18 protein-coding genes are annotated in these 19435 nt (G+C 71.9%); 7 read left to right on the top strand and 11 right to left on the bottom strand.

All coding sequences use genetic code 11. The features are described from left to right. The 4 genes from ACFYPR_RS09225 to ACFYPR_RS09210 form a co-directional block, all read right to left on the bottom strand. The gene (locus ACFYPR_RS09225) at window positions 1-960 is read right to left on the bottom strand and encodes a VWA domain-containing protein (RefSeq protein ID WP_354858724.1); all 960 of its coding nucleotides are present in this window, start codon (window positions 958-960) and stop codon (window positions 1-3) included. Next, complete coding sequence (locus ACFYPR_RS09220) at window positions 957-1994, bottom strand: DUF58 domain-containing protein (RefSeq protein WP_354858722.1); 1038 nt, start codon at window positions 1992-1994, stop codon at window positions 957-959. The genes ACFYPR_RS09225 and ACFYPR_RS09220 overlap by 4 nt, the downstream gene beginning before the upstream one ends. Beyond that, a complete protein-coding gene (locus ACFYPR_RS09215) occupies window positions 1991-3040 on the bottom strand; it encodes a MoxR family ATPase (protein ID WP_354858720.1) in 1050 nt (349 codons plus the stop codon). Before ACFYPR_RS09215 ends, ACFYPR_RS09220 begins: the two co-directional genes overlap by 4 nt. Window positions 3041-3231: 191 nt before the next feature. Next, on the bottom strand, window positions 3232-3747 hold the full coding sequence (locus ACFYPR_RS09210; RefSeq protein WP_354858719.1) for a hypothetical protein: 516 nt from the start codon (window positions 3745-3747) through the stop codon (window positions 3232-3234). 322 nt (window positions 3748-4069) lie between these two features. Between ACFYPR_RS09210 and ACFYPR_RS09205 the strand changes: the two genes are divergently transcribed. Next, a complete protein-coding gene (locus ACFYPR_RS09205) occupies window positions 4070-5056 on the top strand; it encodes an endonuclease/exonuclease/phosphatase family protein (protein ID WP_354858740.1) in 987 nt (328 codons plus the stop codon). Window positions 5057-5128: 72 nt separating this feature from the next. On the opposite strand, the gene cimA is transcribed toward ACFYPR_RS09205, so the two are convergent. Further along, window positions 5129-6727 (bottom strand): citramalate synthase, encoded by a 1599-nt coding sequence (gene cimA, locus ACFYPR_RS09200; RefSeq protein WP_354858716.1) that lies wholly within the window; start codon window positions 6725-6727, stop codon window positions 5129-5131. 318 nt (window positions 6728-7045) lie between these two features. Between cimA and ACFYPR_RS09195 the strand changes: the two genes are divergently transcribed. From ACFYPR_RS09195 to ACFYPR_RS09180, 4 genes are all read left to right on the top strand, one after another. After that, the gene (locus ACFYPR_RS09195) at window positions 7046-7606 is read left to right on the top strand and encodes a peroxiredoxin (protein ID WP_355067001.1); all 561 of its coding nucleotides are present in this window, start codon (window positions 7046-7048) and stop codon (window positions 7604-7606) included. 2 nt (window positions 7607-7608) lie between these two features. Next, on the top strand, window positions 7609-8139 hold the full coding sequence (locus tag ACFYPR_RS09190; RefSeq protein ID WP_354858710.1) for a carboxymuconolactone decarboxylase family protein: 531 nt from the start codon (window positions 7609-7611) through the stop codon (window positions 8137-8139). A 140-nt stretch (window positions 8140-8279) separates the two neighbouring features. Continuing rightward, a complete protein-coding gene (locus tag ACFYPR_RS09185) occupies window positions 8280-8738 on the top strand; it encodes a PRC-barrel domain containing protein (RefSeq protein ID WP_355067002.1) in 459 nt (152 codons plus the stop codon). A gap of 57 nt (window positions 8739-8795) precedes the next feature. Next, the gene (locus tag ACFYPR_RS09180) at window positions 8796-9542 is read left to right on the top strand and encodes a tyrosine-protein phosphatase (RefSeq protein ID WP_355067003.1); all 747 of its coding nucleotides are present in this window, start codon (window positions 8796-8798) and stop codon (window positions 9540-9542) included. A gap of 48 nt (window positions 9543-9590) precedes the next feature. Here ACFYPR_RS09180 and ACFYPR_RS09175 read toward each other — a convergent pair whose 3' ends face one another. Then, window positions 9591-10688 carry a branched-chain amino acid aminotransferase gene (locus ACFYPR_RS09175; RefSeq protein ID WP_355067004.1) on the bottom strand — a complete coding sequence of 366 codons (1098 nt, stop codon included), beginning with the start codon at window positions 10686-10688 and terminating at the stop codon, window positions 9591-9593. Window positions 10689-10850: 162 nt separating this feature from the next. Next, a complete protein-coding gene (locus ACFYPR_RS09170) occupies window positions 10851-11882 on the bottom strand; it encodes a 3-isopropylmalate dehydrogenase (RefSeq protein WP_355067005.1) in 1032 nt (343 codons plus the stop codon). 224 nt (window positions 11883-12106) lie between these two features. On the opposite strand from ACFYPR_RS09170, the gene ACFYPR_RS09165 reads away from it, so the two are divergent. Then, complete coding sequence (locus ACFYPR_RS09165; RefSeq protein WP_355067006.1) at window positions 12107-12949, top strand: FAD:protein FMN transferase; 843 nt, start codon at window positions 12107-12109, stop codon at window positions 12947-12949. Window positions 12950-13312: 363 nt separating this feature from the next. Then, complete coding sequence (locus ACFYPR_RS09160; protein WP_234581292.1) at window positions 13313-13669, top strand: hypothetical protein; 357 nt, start codon at window positions 13313-13315, stop codon at window positions 13667-13669. A 169-nt stretch (window positions 13670-13838) separates the two neighbouring features. Here the strand turns inward: ACFYPR_RS09160 and serA are convergent, their stop codons facing one another. From serA to ACFYPR_RS09140, 4 genes are all read right to left on the bottom strand, one after another. Next, window positions 13839-15437, bottom strand: coding sequence for a phosphoglycerate dehydrogenase (gene serA / locus ACFYPR_RS09155; protein ID WP_355067007.1), 1599 nt, complete (start codon window positions 15435-15437; stop codon window positions 13839-13841). Between the two features lie 432 nt (window positions 15438-15869). Continuing rightward, window positions 15870-16883 (bottom strand): ketol-acid reductoisomerase, encoded by a 1014-nt coding sequence (ilvC, locus tag ACFYPR_RS09150; protein WP_355067008.1) that lies wholly within the window; start codon window positions 16881-16883, stop codon window positions 15870-15872. Between the two features lie 58 nt (window positions 16884-16941). Next, window positions 16942-17457 (bottom strand): acetolactate synthase small subunit, encoded by a 516-nt coding sequence (ilvN, locus tag ACFYPR_RS09145; protein ID WP_088946549.1) that lies wholly within the window; start codon window positions 17455-17457, stop codon window positions 16942-16944. Further along, on the bottom strand, window positions 17457-19340 hold the full coding sequence (locus tag ACFYPR_RS09140; RefSeq protein WP_354858697.1) for an acetolactate synthase large subunit: 1884 nt from the start codon (window positions 19338-19340) through the stop codon (window positions 17457-17459). Before ACFYPR_RS09140 ends, ilvN begins: the two co-directional genes overlap by 1 nt. Window positions 19341-19435: the final 95 nt, after the last annotated feature.

The following is a 19435-nucleotide window of genomic DNA, read 5'->3' as shown; positions in this document are numbered from 1 at the left end:
TCAGGGCAGTCGGGAGAACCAGCGCATCGAGCCAGCGGCGGCACCCATCGCGAACACCAGTCCGAGGCCGATGAACCGGGCCGAGACGTCCTGACGTTCGGTGCGGTAGCCGACCGAGCTGCCGATGTCGTCGTAGACGGCGCGCAACTCGTCGACGGTGCTGGCCTCGTGGAACATTCCGCCGGTCTCGTCGGCGACCGCCTTGAGGGTCTGCCCGTCGACCGGCACCTGGATCGGCCGTCCGCCCCGGTCCACGAATCCCGACGGTGTGCCGAAGGAGATCGCGTGCACCGGCACCTTCGCCGCGACCGCCTCCGCCGCCGCCTCCATCGGGTCCATCCCCGACGTGTTGGCTCCGTCGGAGAGCAGGATGATCCGGGCCGGCGGTGGCTCCTTGGCGGCCTCGCTGTCCAGGCTCTTGACCGCGCCGAGCGAGGTGTTGATGGCCTCACCGATCGCGGTGCCCTGCACCCCGGTCACCCCCTCGGCGAGGCGACCGATGCCCTCGTCCAGGGCGTCCCGGTCGGTGCCGGGCGGCACCAGGACGGCGGCGCTGCCGGCGAACGCGACAAGCCCCACGTTGAACTCGTCGGGCAGACCCTCGACGAAACGTCGGGCCGCCTGCTTGGCCGCCGCCAGCCGGTCCGGCTCCACGTCGGTGGCCAGCATGGAGGTGGACACGTCGACGGCCACCATCACGGTGGCGCGTTCCCGGGGGACCCGGACCTCGGCGGTGGGCCGGGCGAAGCCGACCACGAGCAGCGCCAGCATGGCCAGGAACAGTCCGGCCGGAACGTGCCGGCGCCAGGCCGGACGAACGGGTGCCACCCGGTCCAGCAGCCGCAGGTTGGTGAAGCGGACGGCGTATTGGCTGCGTCTGCGCTGCATCACCAGGTACGCGCCGACCAGCGCGAGCACGCCGATCAGCAGCCAGAGCCGCAACGGGGACTCCCAGGTCACGCGGCACCTCCCCGGACGGCTCCGGCCGGCGCCGCGGCCATCCGCCGCTGGGCGTGCACGTGTCGGACGATGTCGGCGCTGAAGTCCCGATCGGTGCGCAGCGCCAGGTGTGTCGCCGCGCTCCGGCGCAACGCCTGGCGGACCTGGTCACGCTGGACGGCGGCGGCCGCGGCGTAGCGCTCCCGCAGGCGGCGGTCCGATGTGCACACCTCGCGGCGACGGCCGGTCTCCGGGTCGACCAGCGTGATCAGGCCGACGTCGGGAAGTTCCAGTTCGCGCGGGTCGGTCACCTCGATCGCCAGCACCTGGTGGCGGGCGGACAGCCGACGCAGGGTCCGCTCCCAGGGCGGCGGCTCGTCGGGGTCGTCGGGCAGGCCGTCGAGGAAGTCGGAGACCACCACGACCAGCCCGCGCTGGTTGGCGACCCGGTGCACCGCGTCCAGCCCGTCCGCCAACTCCGCCGCCGCGACCGGCTGCGGGGTCGCCAGCCGGGACCGGGGCCGGTCGTCGGGCTCGGTCGCGCGCGGCGCGGTCAGCAGCGCGCGGAGCAGACCGAGCAGATGGGTACGCCCGCTGCGGGCGGGAAAGCGTCGTACCCCGTCGGCGCCCAGCACCTGGGCGCCCAACCGGTTGCCGATGCCTGCGGTCAGGAAACCCACCGCCGCCACGGCGGCCACCGCCAGCTCCCGCTTGTCCAGCTCGGCGGTGCCGAACTCCATGCTGGCGCTGGCGTCGACGAGCAGCCAGGTGGTGAGTTCCCGGTCGGCGTCGACCTGTCGGACGTGCGGCACGGCGGTCCGGGCGGTCACCGCCCAGTCCATCCGGCGGACCTCGTCCTCCCCCGGCCGGTACTCGCGGCTGCCGGCGGGTTCGCTGCCCGGCCCGGGGAGCAGGCCACGGTACTGGCCGTGCAGCAGACCGTTGAGTCTCCGGGTGACGGTCAGTTCCAGTCGGCGCAGCCGCTGGTCGGGGGTCAGCTCGGCCAGGCCCGGGTCGGGCGGCGTGGCCACCGAGGTGCGGCCGGCGCGTCTCACGCCGCCGCCAGGTCGGGGGTCTGCTGGGGGTGCCCGGTGGCCACCCGGGGCGGCGGCACCGCCTCCACGAGCCGCCGGACCAGGCTCTCGGCCGAGACCCCGTCGGCCACGGCGTCGAAGGAGAGCACCAGCCGGTGGGAGAGGACGTCCACCGCCAATTCCCGGACGTCCTCGGGCAACACGTACTCCCGTCCCCGCAGCAGCGCCTGCGCGCGGGCGGCGGCGACCAGACCGAGCGTCGCCCGTGGGCTGGCGCCGTACGCCAGCAGCGGCGCGATCTCAGCCAGCCCGAACCGGCCCGGGTCGCGGGTGGCGAGGATCAGCCGGACCACGTACTCGGCCAGGGCGTGGTGGACGAAGACCCGCTCGGCGTGCGTCTGCAGGAGTCGCAGGCGTTGCGGGTCGAGCACCTGACGCGCGCTGGGCCGGTCGGTGCTCATCCGGTAGAGGATGGCCAGTTCGTCGGCGTCGCTGGGATAGTCGACGACCACCTTCATGAGGAACCGGTCGCGCTGCGCCTCGGGGAGCTGGTAGACCCCCTCGGACTCGATCGGGTTCTGGGTGGCCAGCACCAGGAACGGCGTCGGCACCGGCCAGCTGCGCCCGCCGATGGAGACCTGCCGTTCGGCCATCGCCTCCAGCAGCGCCGACTGGACCTTGGCCGGCGCCCGGTTGATCTCGTCGGCGAGCACCAGGTTGGCCATGATCGGGCCCAGCTCGATGTCGAAGGTCTCCTTGGAGGCCCGGTAGATCCGGGTGCCGACGATGTCGGAGGGGACCAGGTCCGGGGTGAACTGGATCCGGGAGAAGGTGCCGCCGACCACGGTGGCGAGAGTCTGCGCCGCGAGGGTCTTGGCCACGCCGGGCACGCCCTCCAGAAGGCAGTGCCCGTTGGCGATGAGTGCGGTGAGCAGACGTTCGACGAGCCGATCCTGCCCGACGATCACGCGTTTGACCTCGAAGAGGGTCTGTTCCAGCTCGGCGCCGGTCGGCTCGGGATCGACCGAGGTGGGCAGGCTGGCCAGGGTGTCCGAGATGTCCGTCACGGTGCTTGCTTCCCGGGCCGGGGCCCCGGCAAACGTGGGATTGTCGGGGCCGGACCGGGCCGTTGTGGTCCGCACGGGGATGGGTCGCCCGAAAGAGGAGCACCGGCACGAGCAGGCCGAAGCGGGACGCCCGGGCCGGGACGTGGACCGGCCCGCACGCGCGGGCATGGGGGCCGGTCCGGTCGGTTCGGTCAGAAGGTGTGCGTGAGCAGGGTGAAGCCCCGGTCGGCCGGGGTGCCGGACGAGTTGCGGGTCTGGATGAAGACCGAGTTGGGCGTGCCGAGGCGGGGCGCGACGGAGATCTCGCCAGCGGGCGGGATGCAGCAGGAGTCGGACCGCGAGATGGTCGCCAGGAAGGCGCCGGTCGAGACGTTCACGCCGAGTTGCACCTCGTACTGGCCGGGGCCGAACTTGATGACCGTGCCGTCGCCGCGGGCCTTGGTGCCGTTGGCGTTGACGACCGTGTAGAAGTTGGCGGTCGCCAGCGTGCTGGCCTTGCCGGCCTCCAGCGCAGCCTTGGCGCTGCGGGCCGACTGGGCCGTGACCGGCGGTTGCTGGGCGTCGCCCGTGGCGCGGGACGCCGGCTGGACGGCCTCCTGCGGTGCCTTCGCCGACGGCTGGGCGATGGCGATCCCGCCACCGGCCAGGGTGAGCGCCAGGACAGCGAACGTGACCGCCGCCGCCTTACGTCGGAAGGATGTGTTCATGACAGGTCCCCCTTGTGTGACCGGGTGAATTCGGCCGACCCGCGGGGCGGGACGGATAACTGCCGAAAATGAGATGTACGGCGGCGCTGAGAGCCCCGGGAGATTCGGTTTCTGGACGATCTATACCCATCTTGAACTGGGATTACTACTCAGCGTTGCGTCGTTTTGACCAGGTGGAACGTAGCACCGCAAAAAGCTTGACGTCAATAGTTGACCTCGCATTATGGCGGTGTATTCCACCCGTCAGATAATTGTGAAAGGTGAGCCCATCGGCATTCACGAAATATGCGCGACGCCGACCGCTAGGCTGAGCGCCGTGATCATCGACGTGCCACCCGCACCCACCCGCCGTCGGCTGCCGATCGGCACGGCGCTCTGCTGGGCGGCCGTCGGGCCCACGGCCGCCTGGGCCACCGTGCGGCTGGCCGGGCTGGACCGGGGGCCGCTTGTGCAGGCGCTCGCCTTCACTCCGTACGTCGCCGGGTTCAGCGTGCTGGCCCTCGGCCTCACGGTCGCCCTGCGGCGCTGGTGGCCGGCGGCGGTCGCGGCCCTGGCCGCGGTGGCACTGCTCGGCGTGGTGGCGCCCCGGGCGCTGGCCGCGCCACAGCCGGCGGCGACCGGCCCGACGATCCGGCTGCTCACGGCCAACCTGCTCGCCGGGGCCGCCGACACGGGGGCGCTTGTCGAGCTGGTCCGGCAGCACCGGGTCGACGTGCTCACCGTGCAGGAGTTCACTCCGGAGGCGCAGGCGAGCCTGGACCGGCTCGGCCTCGACCGGCTGCTGCCCTACCGGCAGCTCAACGCGCACGTCGGCACGCCCGGGTCCGCGCTCTACTCGCGGTGGCCGATCAGCGACGCCGGCATCCGCAACAACCGCGGTGGCTGGGGGTTCACCCAGGCGTACGGCACGCTCGCCGTCCCCGGTGGCCCGCCGGTACGGGTCGAGTCGGCCCACCCCGCGGCGCCGTCCGCGCTGGACCAGGTCGGCGCCTGGCGTGCCGACCTGGTCGCCCAGCCACCGGCCACCCCCGGCGGCGGCCTGCGGATCCTCGCCGGGGACTTCAACTCCACCCTGGACCACGGGCCGCTGCGCGCACTGCTGCGCACCGGCTACGTCGACGCCGCGGACGCCACCGGCGAGGGCCTGACCGGCACGTGGGGCCCGTACGACGGTGACCTCATCCCCCCGGTCACGATCGACCACGTGCTTGTCGACCGCCGCATCGCCGCCGACAAGGTGACCGTGTTCGACCTGGCCGGCAGCGACCACCGCCCCGTCCTGGCCACCCTCCGCCTGCCCGCGGCCTGACCCCTACCGACCCGTCCCGACGTCCGGGGCACAAGCCGCAGACCGTCGACACACCGTGCAGGATCGCGGAGGTCAGGGAGTTGGCGTCGTGGCGGAGGCGGGGGCCAGGCCGTAGGTGAGGGCGTCGACCAGGGCATGCCAACTGGCCTCGACGACGTTGGGGTGCACGCCCACCGTCGTCCAGTCGCGGCCGCTGTCGTCGGCTGTCTCCAGGAGCACCCGGGTGACGGCGCCGGTGCCGTGGCTGCCCTCCAGGATGCGCACCTTGTAGTCGGCCAGCTCGAACTCGCGAAGCCGCGGATAGTGCCGCGCCAGCCCCACCCGCAGCGCCTCGTCCAGGGCGTTGACCGGGCCGTTGCCCTCCGCGGTGGCGATCACCCGCTCGCCGCGTACCCGGATCTTCACGGTCGCCTCGGAGACGACCGCGCCGTCCTCCCGGTGCTCGACCAGCACCCGGTACGACTCCAGGGTGAACGGCCGGGCCGGGCCGCCCTCCGGCAGCTCGGAGCGGACCAGCAGCTCGAAGGAGGCGTCCGCCGCCTCGAAGGACCAGCCGTCGGCCTCCAGCTCCTTGACCCGCTTGGTGACCCGGGTCAGCGCCTCCGGACGGTCGGTCAGGTCCAGGCCGAGCTCACGGCTCTTGAGCTCGACGCTGGCCCGACCGGCCATCTCGGTCACCAGGATCCGCATGTCGTTGCCCACCACCGACGGGTCCACGTGGTTGTAGAGCAACGGGTCGACCTTGATCGCGCTCGCGTGCAGCCCGGCCTTGTGGGCGAAGGCGGCGGCCCCGGCGTACGCCTGGTGGGTGTCGGGGGCGATGTTGGCGATCTCGGCGATGGCGTGCGAGACCCGCACCATCTGCGCCAGGCAGCCCTCCGGTAGGACGGGCATGCCGAGCTTGAGCTGGAGGTTGGCGACGACCGCGAAGATGTCGGCGTTGCCGGGGCGCTCGCCGTACCCGTTGGCGGTGCCCTGCACGTGGCGGACACCGGCCTCGACGGCGGCGATCGTGTTGGCCACGGCGCACGCGGTGTCGTTTTGCGCGTGCATGCCGAACAGCGCGGGGTCGACGCCGAGTCGGCTGGTCAGGTCGACGATCGCGGCGGTCACCTGGGACGGCAGCATGCCGCCGTTGGTGTCACAGAGGACCATCCGCTCGGCGCCCGCGGCGAGCGCGGTCTGCACCACTGCCGCGCCGTACGCCGGGTCGTGGCGGTAGCCGTCGAAGAAGTGCTCGCCGTCGACGAACACCCGGCGCCCCTCGGAGACAAGGTGGCTGACGGTGTCGTGGATCATCGCCAGGTTCTCCGCGCCGGTGGTGCGCAGCGCACGCTCGACGTGGCGGATGTCGGCCTTGGCAACCAGCGCGACGGCCGGGGTCTGCGCGTCCAGCAGAGCACGCACCTGGGGGTCGTCGGCGACCGCGAGGCCGGCCTTGCGGGTCGCGCCGAACGCGACGAGCACCGCGTGCCGCAGAGTCAGTTCGGCGCGCGCCCGGCGGAAGAACTCGGTGTCCTTGGGCACCGCGCCCGGCCAGCCGCCCTCGATGAAGCCGACACCGAACTCGTCGAGCAGCCGGGCCACCGCCAGCTTGTCGACCACCGAGTAGGTGAGCCCCTCGCGCTGGGCGCCGTCGCGCAATGTCGTGTCGAAGACCTGGAACGTCATCAGGATCCTTTCTCGGAGCAACAAAAAGACCTCCCGCGGATGCGGGAGGTCTGCGCGCTCGGCGGAGGGAGAGCCGGCGCGCTAGGTCGCAATAATCAGGATGGTGCTGGTCACGGCCTTTATTCTGCCACCGTCCCCTGGTTTTGGGAGAACCTATCCACATCGCGGGATGGTGACGGAACGTGGCCGTCCGTGCCGGTCGCGCCGCTCGTGATCGACTTCACAAGTCACCTGACCACTGACCGGCAGAAACACGCGTACGGGAGCATCTGGAAACGATCCAGTTACCGGCCCTCGTGCCGCTCTCAAGGAGGACATGTGCTCACTGTCGGTGACCGCTTCCCCGAGTACGAACTCACCGCCTGCGTGTCGCTCGACGCCGACAAGGCATTCGAGACGATCAACCACAAGTCCCACGAGGGCAAGTGGCGGGTGGTCTTCTTCTGGCCGAAGGACTTCACCTTCATCTGCCCGACGGAGATCGCCGAGTTCGGCCGGCTCAACGGCGAGTTCGCCGACCGGGACGCGCAGGTCCTCGGCGCGTCGGTGGACAACGAGTTCGTCCACTACGCGTGGCGCAAGGACCACCCGGACCTGCGGGAGCTGCCGTTCCCGATGCTCAGCGACATCAAGCGCGAGCTGTCCGAGGCGTGCGGCATCCTCGGCGCGGACGGCGTCGCCCAGCGCGCGACGTTCATCGTCGACCCCGACAACGAGATCCAGTTCGCCATGGTCACCGCCGGCTCGGTCGGCCGCAACGTCTCCGAGGTGCTGCGGGTGCTCGACGCCCTGCAGACCGACGAGCTGTGCCCGTGCAACTGGAACAAGGGCGGCGAGACCCTCGACGCCAACGCGCTGCTCGCCGGCGCCGGGGTCTGATCGTGGGCCTGGATGCGATCAAAGCGGCCCTGCCCGAGTACGCCAAGGACATCAAGCTCAACCTGGGCTCCACCGTCGGCACGTCGACGCTGACCCCGACGCAGGCGTGGGGCACGGCGCTGGCCTGCGCGGTCGCCGCCCGCAACCCGCTGGTGCTGCGCGAGATCGCCGCCGAGGCGGTCGAGCACCTCGGGCCCCAGGGCGTCGAGGCGGCCAAGGGCGCCGCGGCCATCATGGCGATGAACAACATCTACTACCGGGCCAAGCACCTGATCGGCGACGAGCAGTACGCCTCGATGCCGGCCCGACTGCGGATGCAGATCATCGCCCGACCGGGTGTCGACAAGGGCGACTTCGAGCTGTGGTGCCTCGCCGTCTCCGCGGTCACCGGCTGCGGGGTCTGCCTGGAGTCGCACGAGAAGGCGTTGCGCGGCAGTGGCTTCACCCGGGAGCAGGTGCACGAGGCCCTGCGCATCTCCGCCGTGGTGCACGCCGCGGCGGTCACCCTGGACGCCGAGGCGGCACTGGCCTGAGCCAGGTACGCCCCGACGGGCCGACGCCGTGCCACGGCGTCGGCCCGTCGCCGTTTCCGGACCCCGACCGCCGGGTAGCTCCTGCGGGGACGCACCCAGCGACGCCGAGAGACGATCGGCGACAGTCAGGAGTGAACGGCATGGACAGGATCGACCCGCACGCCGCCCACGCCGGGCCCGACCCGCTGCACGGCGGTGATCAGGGCGCCGTGGCGGGCGGTTCACCGACCGGCACCTTCGACCCCTGGCGCTACCGGGACGCGGCCGGAGTGGCCGACGCCGACCTGGTCGGCTACAAGGTCGAGGCCACCGACGGCGGAGTCGGCAAGATCGACAGCGCCAGTCACGAGGTCGGCGGCAGCTACCTGGTCGTGGACACCGGGCCGTGGATCTTCGGCAAGAAGGTGATGCTGCCCGCCGGCACCGTCAACCAGGTCGACCACGACCAGCGCACCGTCTCCGTCGACCGCACCCGGGACCAGATCAAGGCCGCCCCGGAGTACGACGAGACCAGCCACAGCGACCCGACGTACCGGGACCAGCTGGGCGGTTACTACGACGAGACGTACGGCGCGCTGCCGCCGGGCACCGCGCGCTGACCGATCGGACCCAACGGCCGGTGGGGCGAAAAGCCCACCGGCCGTTACCGTGTGACCGTGGACGCCACCGAGGACACACGACACATCCCGCTGCCCGCGACCTTCAACTTCCGCGACGTCGGTGGCTACCCCGGCCACGACGGCCGCACCGTGCGCCGGGGTCGTCTCTACCGCTCCGACTCCCTGCACCGCCTCGACGAGCAGGACCGGGACGCGTTCGCCGCGATCGGCATCCGCACCGTCATCGACCTGCGCCGCCCCACCGAGGTGGAGCGCGACGGTCGGGTGCCGGCCTACCAGGGGCTGACCTACCGGCACATCCACCCGGAGCACGAGGACTGGTCGGGTACGCCGCACGAGAAGGGCACCGACCTGGCCCGCTACCTCGCCGACCGGTACGCCGACCTGGCCCAGACCGGCACCGCGGGGCTGGCCGAGGCGATCGGACTGATCGCGGATTCCGCGAATGCCCCGGTGGTGGTGCACTGCGTGGCCGGCAAGGACCGCACCGGCATCGTCTGCGCCCTCACCCTCGCCGTCCTGGGCGTCGACGACGCCGACATCACCGCCGACTACGCGCTGAGCAGCGAGGCGTCGGCCCGGTTCAGTGCCTGGCTGGCCGCCACCATGCCGAACGGGGCCGAGGTGCCCGCGCCGTTCTTGGCGTCACCCGCCGAGGCCATGCAGATGTTCCTGGACGAGCTGCGCGAGGGGCACGGCTCGATCGAGGCGTACCTGCGCCACGCCGGGGTGACCGACGAGCAGCTCGCGGCCCTGCGCGACCACCTGCTCGACGAGGTCTAGCGGGCCGCGCTGACCGGCCCGTGGGAACGGGCCGGTCAGCGCGGGACGTCAGAGGACCTGGTGCACCCAGCCGTGCGGATCGGCGGCCTTGCCCCGTTGGATGTCGACCAGTTGCTGGCGCAGCGACATGGTGACCCGGCCGGGCTCGCCGCCCCCGATCAGGAACTCGCCGTCGGGGAAGCGCACCTGACCGATCGGGGTGATCACCGCGGCGGTGCCGCAGGCGAAGACCTCGCGGAGCCGGCCGCTGGCCGCGTCGGCCTGCCAGTCGGCGAACGTGACCGGCCGCTCCTCCACCCGGTGCCCGGCCTTACCGGCCAGCGTCATGATCGCGTCCCGGGTGATGCCCGGCAGGATCGTGCCGGTCAGCGGCGGGGTGACCACCGAGTCGTCGTCGTAGACGAAGAAGACGTTCATGCCACCCAGCTCGTCGACGAAGCGGCGCTCCACCGCGTCGAGGAAGACCACCTGGTCGCAGCCGGCGTCGATGGCTTCGGCCTGGGCCGCCAGCGACGCGGCGTAGTTGCCGCCGCACTTGGCCGCGCCGGTGCCACCGGGCGCCGCCCGGGTGTAGTCCGGAGAGACCCAGACCGTGACCGGCTTGACCCCGCCGCTGAAGTACGCACCGACCGGCGAGGCGATCACCATGTAGAGGTATTCGTTGGCCGGGCGGACGCCGAGGAAGACCTCACTGGCGAACATGAACGGCCGCAGGTAGAGGCTGCCGTCCTCGCCGGTGGGGATCCACTCCCGGTCGATCTCGATGAGCTTGTGCAGCGAGTCGACGAACACCTCGGGCGGCAGCGCCGGCATCGCCATCCGCTGCGCCGATTCGACGAACCGGGCGGCGTTGGCGTCCGGCCGGAACATCGTCACGCCGCCGTCCGCGGTCCGGTACGCCTTCAGCCCCTCGAAGATCTCCTGCGCGTAGTGCAGCACCGCGCTGGCCGGGTCCATCGGGATCGGCCCACGCGCCTCCACGCGGGCGTCGTACCAGCCCTTGCCGTCGGCGTACCGCACGGTGACCATGTGGTCGGTGAAGACGCGGCCGAAACCCGGGTTGGCCAGCAGGGCGGCCCGGTCGGCGGCGGATACCGGCGCGGGATTCGGACGGATCTCGAAGTCGAGCTTGTCACCACCGCTCATCGCGCTGACCTCCCTGGGGAACAACGGCATGCGGGATCGCACACCGACATGGTTGTGCCAGAAACTTACCCCGAACGGTCGTTCAGCGGGTAGGGCCGCTCGGGACCGGGTGGACTGCCCGGACCGGCGGATGCCGCCGGTGACCCTGGCGGGTCGGAGCGGTCAGGCTACGGCGTGGGCGGCGAGCCGGTCGCCGACCTCGGCGGTGCGCAGCGCCGAGCCCGGGGTGCGGCCGGCCAGCTCGGCGGCGACCGCCGCGTTGACCCGGGCCGCCGCCTCGGCGTGCCCGAGCTGCTCCAGCAGCAGCGCGACGGAGAGCACCGCGGCCACCGGGTCGGCGACGCCCTGCCCGGCGATGTCCGGCGCCGAGCCGTGCACCGGCTCGAACATCGAGGGGTACGCGCCCTCGGGGTTGATGCAGCCGCTGGCGGCCAGCCCGATCCCGCCGGTGACCGCGGCGGCGATGTCGGTGAGGATGTCGCCGAACAGGTTGTCGGTGACCACCACGTCGTAGCGCTGCGGCTGGGTCACCAGGAACATCGCGGCCGCGTCGACGTGCTGGTATTCCGTCGTGACGTCCGGGTGCTCGGCGGCGACCGCCTCGAAGGCGCGCGCCCACAGCGACCCGGCGTGGGTCAGCACGTTGGTCTTGTGCACCAGGGTGACCTTGCGCCGCTCCCGGCGGTCGGCGCGGGCGAACGCATCACGGATGACCCGCTCCACGCCATGTCGGGTGTTGAGGCTCTCCTCGGTGGCGACCTCGGCGGGCGTGTCGCGGTGCAGGGAGCCGCCGGCGCCGGCGTAGAGCCCCTCGGTGCCCTCGCGCACCACCACCAGGTCGACCTCGCCGGGCTTCACGTTGCCCAGCGGACCGGCGACGCCGGGCCAGAGCCGCGACGGGCGCAGATTGACGTACTGGTCGAAGGCGAACCGGAGCTTGAGCAGCAGGCCTCGTTCCAGGACACCCGGCGGAACCGTGGGGTCACCGACCGCGCCGAGCAGGATCGCGTCGTGCCCGGCCAGCTCGGTCAGCACCGAGTCGGGCAGCACTTCGCCGGTACGATGCCAGCGGGCGGCGCCGAGGTCGTACTCGGTGGCCTGCACGCCGGGGAGCACCGCGTCGAGGACCTTCCGAGCCTGCGCGACCACCTCGGGCCCGATGCCGTCCCCGGCCACCACAGCGATCCGCGCCACGCCCGTACTCCCCACGCTCGACTGCCCCGTCTCGGCAACGGTACGTCGGTGTCCCGCAACCCGGTACGATGCTTCCAACATTTGGGACAGCCGGATGCACAGCACCCTCTCAGCTGGGATTCATGGGGCGATCATCTCCGCTGCCTACGGTGGGGGCAGCGGGTCAGGGGGCCCGCGAACGGTGGTCGTGACGACGCGACGTCAACTGCGAGGGGGCAGGTGCCATGCGCATCGACGAGCAGCCGCGGACCCGCTGGCCGGATCCTTCGGCGTTCCGGAACCGCCGGCCGGACCTGCGGCTCGGCAGCCGCCGGCACCGGATCGACCCGACCGCCGCCACCGATGGCCGGATCGCCGTGCAGCACACCGTACGCACCGCGACCGCCGAGTACACCCTGCTGCTCAACGCCCCCGAGTGGCTCGGCCGTCGAGGCGTCGGCGAGGCGCTGCGGGACAGCGTCGCGGAGCTGCGCGCCGTCGACCTGACCTACGGCCCGAACCGCCCGGAGAGCCTGGTCTCCATGCTGCGGCGGGGAGAGATCAACCCGGAGTCGTACCCCCCGCTGGCCGACCTGGTGGACCGCTGCACGGCCATGCGGGCCGCCACCGACGGCTGGTTCGACGCCTGGGCGGTGCCCGGCGGCTTCGACCCGGGCGGCCTGCTGGGCGGCTGGGCCGTGGAACGTGCCGCCGCCCGGCTGCGCGCCGCGGGCATCCACGACTACGCCGTACTCGCCGGCGCCGACCTGGTGGTCCGCGGCCGGGCGCCGCACGGCGGGCCGTGGCGGGTGGCGGTGCACCACCCGACGGCACCCGAGCGCGCGCCACTGGTGCTGGAGATGACCGCGGGGGCCGTCGGCACCTCTGGGGTGACCGGGCGTCAGGGGCACGTGGTCGACCCGCACACCGGCGAGCCGGCCAACCAGCTCGTCGCCGCGACGGTCGTCGGCCCGGACCTGACGGTCGCCGACGCGTACGCCACCGCGCTCTACGCTGCCGGGCCCACCGGCCTGGCCTGGTTCCGTGGCGGCTCCGACTATCGCGCGCTCTTCGCCCACCGGCGCTGAACCCGTCGCACGGAACTCCGGCTCGATTCGCACCTCGGCCGCCCGGATGGTCGGCTGGTCGGGCCGCTGCGATCGGCCCCCACGGCCTCGGCAACGGCCGTGGGGGCCGATCAGCGACGAGTGCGCGTGGCTCGCACAATCGAGGGGTGCGGACCGGTCGGGCCGGACGTCGGCCGCGCCACCCGAAGACGGGCCGGCGTCGCGACCTGCGGCCAGTAACCGCAGTCGTACGCTAGCGAATCGACGCAACTCGACGCAAGAGTCTCCACAGCGGACTCTCCCGACCGGAAAGCGGCGGGTCGGCGATTGGCCTGCGGCGAGGCAGTTTCGACATGGTGAACGACGGATGGCACGCTGTCCGCCGTGAGTTTCGATCTGAGTGTGTGGGCCCTGGAGGACGGGGCGACGCCCGAGGACGTGCGGGCAGCGGTCGACGGTTGCCGGCAGGGGCGGCACGTGGACCGTTACCCGGACCCGCGCGTTGTCGGCTTCTACCGGGCGATCACCGCGTCCTATCCGGACCGGCACCCCGGTCCGGACAGCCCGTGGGCCGTGGCGCCGCTGCACGCCGCCCACGACCACGTCGAGCTGAACCTGCACCCGACCTGCGCGGACCAGGTGCTGCTGGACATCGAGCGACTGGCCGGGGAGCACGGGCTGATGCTCTTCGACCCGCAGGACGGCTCGGTCTACCCGCCCCCGGCCCGACTGCCCCACTGACCCCCGGGCGGGGCGGGCCGGGCATGCCGGCCGCGGGGCGCCCCGAGGGCCGGGCATCCCCCCGCCCCCGGGGTACGACAGAGGGGCCCGGCGCGTCGCCGGGCCCCCCGTGGTGCTGCCGTCTGTGCCGCCACGGCCGGTCGTGCGCGGCCGGTGGCGTGACCGCCGACTACTCGTCGCGCAGGTCCGCCGCGCTGGCGGCGGTCGCGCCGATCGAGTCGGCCGCCGAGGTGAGCAGGTCGGCGCCGAGCGCCTGGTCGACGGTGAGCGTCATCAGGGTCTCGCCGCCCGCCTCACGCCGGGCCACCTGCATCGCGGCGATGTTGATGCCCGACTCGCCGAGCAGGGTGCCGACGGTGCCGACGACGCCCGGCCGGTCGGCGTAACGCAGGAAGAGCAGGATGCCCTCCGCGGCGATCTCCACGTCGAAACCGTCCACCTCGGTCAGCCGGGGGACGTCGCGGGTGCCCGAGTGGGTGACCGTACCGGAGACGCTTACCGTCCGGCCGTCCGGCAGAGCGCCGCGCACCGTCACCAGGGTGGGCTGGTCGGCCGTCTCGGCCAGGCTGTCCAGCGTGACCTCGACGCCGCGCTCGGCGGCCAGGTGCGGGGCGTTGACGTAGGTGACCTGCTCCTCGACCACGGAGCTGAACAGGCCCTTCGTCGCGGCGAGCTTGAGCACCGACACGTCGTGGCCCACGATCTCGCCGCGCACCTCGACGGCGACGCTGGCGGCGACCCCACCAGCGACGGCGGTGAACGCGCGGCCCAGCTTCTCGGCAAGCGGAAGCAGCGGCCGGACGTCCTCGGCGACCACGCCGCCGGCCTGGACGTTCACCGCGTCCGGGACGAACTCGCCCTGCAGCGCCAGCTTCACGCTCTTGGCCACCGCCAGGCCCGCCTTGTCCTGCGCCTCGTGCGTCGAGGCCCCCAGGTGCGGGGTGGCCACCACGTTGTCGAAGGCGAACAGCGGCGAGGAGGTGCAGGGCTCCTTGGAGTACACGTCCACGCCGGCGCCGGCGACCCGGCCTTCGGCGATGGCGTTCGCGAGCGCCTGCTCGTCCACCAGGCCACCGCGGGCGGCGTTCACGATGCGGACGCCGGGCTTGACGATCGCCAGCTCCTTCTCACCGATCAGGCCCACCGTCTCCGGCGTCTTGGGCAGGTGGATGGAGATGAAGTCGCTCTCGCGCAGCAGCTCGTCCAACCCGACCAGGCGGACGCCGAGCTGCGCCGCGCGGGCCGGCTGGATGTAGGGGTCGTACGCGATCAGCCGGGTGCCGAAGGCGGCGATGCGAGACGCGAAGAGCACCCCGATACGACCGAGCCCGACCACGCCGACGGTCTTGCCCTGCACCTCGACACCGGTGTACTTCGACCGCTTCCACTCCCCCGCCTTGAGCGCGGAGCTGGCGCTCGCGGTGTTACGGGCCACGGCGAGCAGCAGTGCGACGGCCTGCTCGGCGGCGGACACGATGTTGGAGGTGGGCGCGTTGACGACCATGACGCCCCGGGCGGTGGCGGCCGGCACCTCGACGTTGTCCAGCCCGACGCCGGCCCGGGCGACCACCTTGAGTCGCGGCGCGGCGGCGATCGCCTCGGCGTCGATCTGGGTCGCGCTGCGCACGATGACGGCGTCGGCCTCGGAGAGCGCCGAGAGCAGGGCCGGACGGTCGGTGCCGTCGACGTGCCGGACGTCGAAGTCGTGGGCGAGCACCTCGATGGCGGCGGGGGCGAGTTCTTCGGCGATCAGTACGACAGGATTCATCGGTCCTCGTAGAGGTCGTGTTTGCGATCGGCCCGGGCGGCGGGGCGCCGCACTGCGCCCCACGCTGATCCGTGCCGTGGCCGTCAGGTGCCGGCTCAGCGCACCTACCCGCGATCGTAGGGGCCGCGCTGGCCGGCGTGTTCGGGTCTTCAGGGTGAGTGCCCTCACACGCGCGGTCGAGCGATGGACATCACCCGTTCACCACAGCGAAACCGCCGTCGCGCGCCGTGCGCACGGGTCGGGCTTACCACTGCGGTGAGCGACATACCTCAGAGGTATGAATATGACTCCCAGGTATACGGCTCACCAGCGACACTCCCACCCGAGCACGTGCCGAGGCCGCTACCGGCGTCGGCGCATTGCCGACGGCCCCGGGTCGCGCTGGGGAGAGCGCGGCCCGGGGCCGTCGGAGACTGTCGTCTGGCCGAGCGATCAGGCGGTCTCGGTGATCGGGCGGTCGACCCAGCTCATCATGCCGCGCAGCTTCTTGCCGGTCTCCTCGATCGGGTGCGCCGCACCCTCGGCCTGCCACTTCTTGAAGTTCGGCCGGCCGGCCTCGTCCTCGGCGACCCACTCGCGAGCGAACTCGCCGGACTGGATCTCGCCCAGGATCTTGCGCATCTCGTCCTTGACCCGGGAGTCGATGATGCGCGGGCCACGGGACAGGTCGCCGTACTCGGCGGTGTCGGAGATGCTGTACCGCATCTTCGCGATGCCGCCCTCGTACATGAGGTCGACGATCAGCTTCAGCTCGTGCAGGCACTCGAAGTAGGCCACCTCGGGGGCGTAACCCGCCTCGGTGAGCACCTCGAAGCCGGTCTGCACCAGGGCCGCCGCACCGCCGCAGAGCACCGCCTGCTCGCCGAAGAGGTCGGTCTCGGTCTCCTCGGTGAAGGTGGTCTTGATCGCGCCGGCCCGGGTGCCACCGATCCCCTTGGCGTACGCGAGGGCGAGCGCGAGCGCGTTGCCGCTGGCGTCCTGCTCGACGGCGACGAGGCAGGGCACGCCCTTGCCGTCGGCGTACTGGCGGCGGACCAGGTGACCCGGGCCCTTCGGTGCGACCATCGCCACGTCCACCTCGGCCGGGGGCTTGATCAGGCCGTACCGGATGTTGAAGCCGTGACCGAAGAAGAGCGCCTTGCCCGGGGCGAGGTGCGGCTCGATCGACTCGGTGTAGAGCTTGCGCTGGGCGGTGTCCGGCGCCAGCACCATGATCACGTCGGCCTCGGCGGCGGCCTGTGCCGGCGTGAGCACCCGCAGGCCCTGCTCCTCGGCCTTGGGACGGCTCTTCGAGCCCTCCGGCAGACCGATCACCACGTCGACGCCCGAGTCCCGCAGCGACAGCGCGTGGGCGTGACCCTGGCTGCCGTAGCCGATCACCGCGACCTTCCTGGCCTGGATCAGGCCGAGGTCGGCATCATCGTCGTAGTACACCTCAACGCTCATGAGAAACTTCCCTTTCGTACGACGGCCTGAGTGGCCCGTCGTGGTCTGTGCGGATGGGTCAGGCGGCGCGCAGCGCGGGGCCGGCGGTGATCGAACGCGAGCCGCGCCCGATGGCCACCAGCCCGGACTGGACCATTTCCTTGATGCCGAAGGCCTCGAGGTCGCGCAGCAGCGCGTCGAGCTTGTCCGGTGTGCCGGTGGCCTCGATGGTCAGCGTGTCCGGTGCGACGTCGACCACCCGGGCACGGAACAGGTTGACCGTCTCCAGCACCTGCGACCGCGCGGACCGGTCGGCGCGAACCTTCACCAGCAGCAGCTCGCGGGCAACCGAGACCTGCGGATCCAGCTCAACGATCTTGAGTACGTTGACCAGCTTGTTCAGCTGCTTGGTGACCTGCTCCAGCGGGGACGACTCCGCGTTGACCACGATGGTGATCCGGGAGACGTCCGGGTTCTCGGTCTCGCCGACGGCGAGGCTGTCGATGTTGAACCCGCGCCGGGAGAACAGGCCGGAGACCCGGGCGAGCACGCCGGGCTTGTTCTCCACCAGCACGGACAGGGTGTGCATCGTCATTAAATGTCATCCTCGTCGAAGACCGGGCGGACGCCACGGGCGAACATGATCTCGTCGTTGCTGGTGCCGGCGGCGACCATCGGCCAGACCATCGCGTCCTTGCCGACCACGAAGTCGATCACCACGGGCGCGTCGTTGATCTCCATGGCGGCGGCGATGGTCTTGTCCACGTCAGCCGCGCTCTCGCACCGCAGCCCGACGCAGCCCAGGGCCTCGGCGAGCTTCACGAAGTCCGGAATGCGGTGCTTGTGGGTGCCGAGCTCGGTGTTGGAGTAGCGCTCGTTGTAGAAGAGCGTCTGCCACTGTCGGACCATGCCGAGATTGCCGTTGTTGATGACGGCGATCTTGACCGGGATGCCCTCCAACGCGCAGGTGGCCAACTCCTGGTTGGTCATCTGGAAGCAGCCGTCCCCGTCCACTGCCCAGACCACCGTGTCCGGCTTGCCGACCTTGGCGCCCATCGCCGCCGGAACCGCGTAGCCCATCGTGCCGAGACCGCCGGAATTCAACCAGGTGTACGGCTTCTCGTAGGAGATGAACTGCGACGCCCACATCTGGTGCTGGCCCACCCCGGCCACGAAGATCGCGTCCGAGCCGACGATCTCGCCCAGCCGCTTGATCACGTACTGCGGGGACAGGGTCCCGTCGACCGGCTCGTCGTAGCCCAGCGGGTAACGGTTGCGCAGGTCGTCCAGCTGCGTCCACCAGTCACCGAGGTCGGCGGTGTGCCCCGCCGACCGTTCAGCGGTGACCGCGGCGATCAGCTCGTCGATGACGTGCTTGGCGTCGCCGACGATCGGCACGTCCACGTGCCGGTTCTTCCCGATCTCGGCGGGGTCGATGTCCGCGTGCACCACCGCCGCGTCCGGGGCGAACGAGTCCAGTTTGCCGGTGACCCGGTCGTCGAAGCGTGCGCCCAGCGCGACGATCAGATCCGCCTTCTGCAGGCCGTAGACCGCAGCGACCGTGCCGTGCATGCCGGGCATCCCCAGGTGCTGCTGATGCGAGTCGGGGAACGCGCCGAGCGCCATCAGCGTGGTGACCACCGGAATGCCGGTCAGCTCGGCCAGCCGGCGCAGCCCGTCGGTGGCGCCGGCCTTGAGCACCCCGCCGCCGACGTAGAGCACCGGCCGCCGGGCCGCGGCCATCAACCGCGCCGCCTCCCGGATCTGCTTACCGTGCGGGTGCAGGGTGGGCCGGTAGCCGGGCAGGTCCAGGGTGGGCGGCCAGGAGAAGGTGGTCGACGCCTGGAGCACGTCCTTGGGGATGTCGACCAGCACCGGGCCGGGCCGGCCGGTGCTGGCCAGGTGGAACGCCTCGGCCAGCACCTGCGGGATCTCCTCGGCGGTCTGCACGAGGAAGTTGTGCTTGGTGATCGGCAGCGTGATGCCCTGGATGTCCGCCTCCTGGAAGGCGTCGGTGCCGATCGACGGGCGGGCCACCTGGCCGGTGATCGCCACCATCGCCACCGAGTCCATGTACGCGTCGGCGATCGGCGTGACCAGGTTGGTCGCACCCGGGCCGGAGGTCGCGATGCAGACGCCGACCTTGCCGGTGGCCTGCGCGTAGCCGGTGGCCGCGTGCCCGGCGCCCTGCTCGTGGCGGACCAGGATGTGCCGGACGGTGGAGTCGTAGAGCGGGTCGTACGCCGGCAGGATCGCGCCGCCCGGGATGCCGAAGACGACGTCGACGCCGAGCGCCTCCAGGGACCGCACCAGCGAGCTGGCGCCGGAGACCTGGGCCGGGGCGGCTGTCCGTACGGCCGGGACAGCCGGGGTGGCCGCGGCGCGCGCGGCGGCGGGGTCGACGGTGCCGGCCGGGTCGGCGGTCGCGCGGGCCCGCCGGGCGGTGTGGGCGAGGGTCTCGGGCGTGGGTCTCGTCATGGTGGTTCTGGCCTTCGGCTGGAGTGGCTGGGGCTTGTTCAGCGATGCGAGGCGGGCGTGGGCCCGTCGCGACAGGTTCCGACGGCAATAAAAAC

This window comes from Micromonospora sp. NPDC005254 (assembly GCF_042872525.1).
GTDB lineage: Bacteria > Actinomycetota > Actinomycetes > Mycobacteriales > Micromonosporaceae > Micromonospora.
Note: the sequence above shows the minus strand (reverse complement) of the source record. Positions and strands in the feature narration are given on the sequence as shown.

Coding starts and splice junctions, on each gene's coding strand:
- ACFYPR_RS09210 (WP_354858719.1), bottom strand. CDS start 3,747: ATGAACACATCCTTCCGACGTAAGGCGGCGGCGGTCACGTTCGCTGTC.
- cimA (WP_354858716.1), bottom strand. CDS start 6,727: ATGACGTTCCAGGTCTTCGACACGACATTGCGCGACGGCGCCCAGCGC.
- ACFYPR_RS09185 (WP_355067002.1), top strand. CDS start 8,280: ATGGACAGGATCGACCCGCACGCCGCCCACGCCGGGCCCGACCCGCTG.
- ACFYPR_RS09175 (WP_355067004.1), bottom strand. CDS start 10,688: ATGAGCGGTGGTGACAAGCTCGACTTCGAGATCCGTCCGAATCCCGCG.
- ACFYPR_RS09165 (WP_355067006.1), top strand. CDS start 12,107: ATGCGCATCGACGAGCAGCCGCGGACCCGCTGGCCGGATCCTTCGGCG.
- serA (WP_355067007.1), bottom strand. CDS start 15,437: ATGAATCCTGTCGTACTGATCGCCGAAGAACTCGCCCCCGCCGCCATC.
- ilvC (WP_355067008.1), bottom strand. CDS start 16,883: ATGAGCGTTGAGGTGTACTACGACGATGATGCCGACCTCGGCCTGATC.
- ilvN (WP_088946549.1), bottom strand. CDS start 17,457: ATGACGATGCACACCCTGTCCGTGCTGGTGGAGAACAAGCCCGGCGTG.
- ACFYPR_RS09140 (WP_354858697.1), bottom strand. CDS start 19,340: ATGACGAGACCCACGCCCGAGACCCTCGCCCACACCGCCCGGCGGGCC.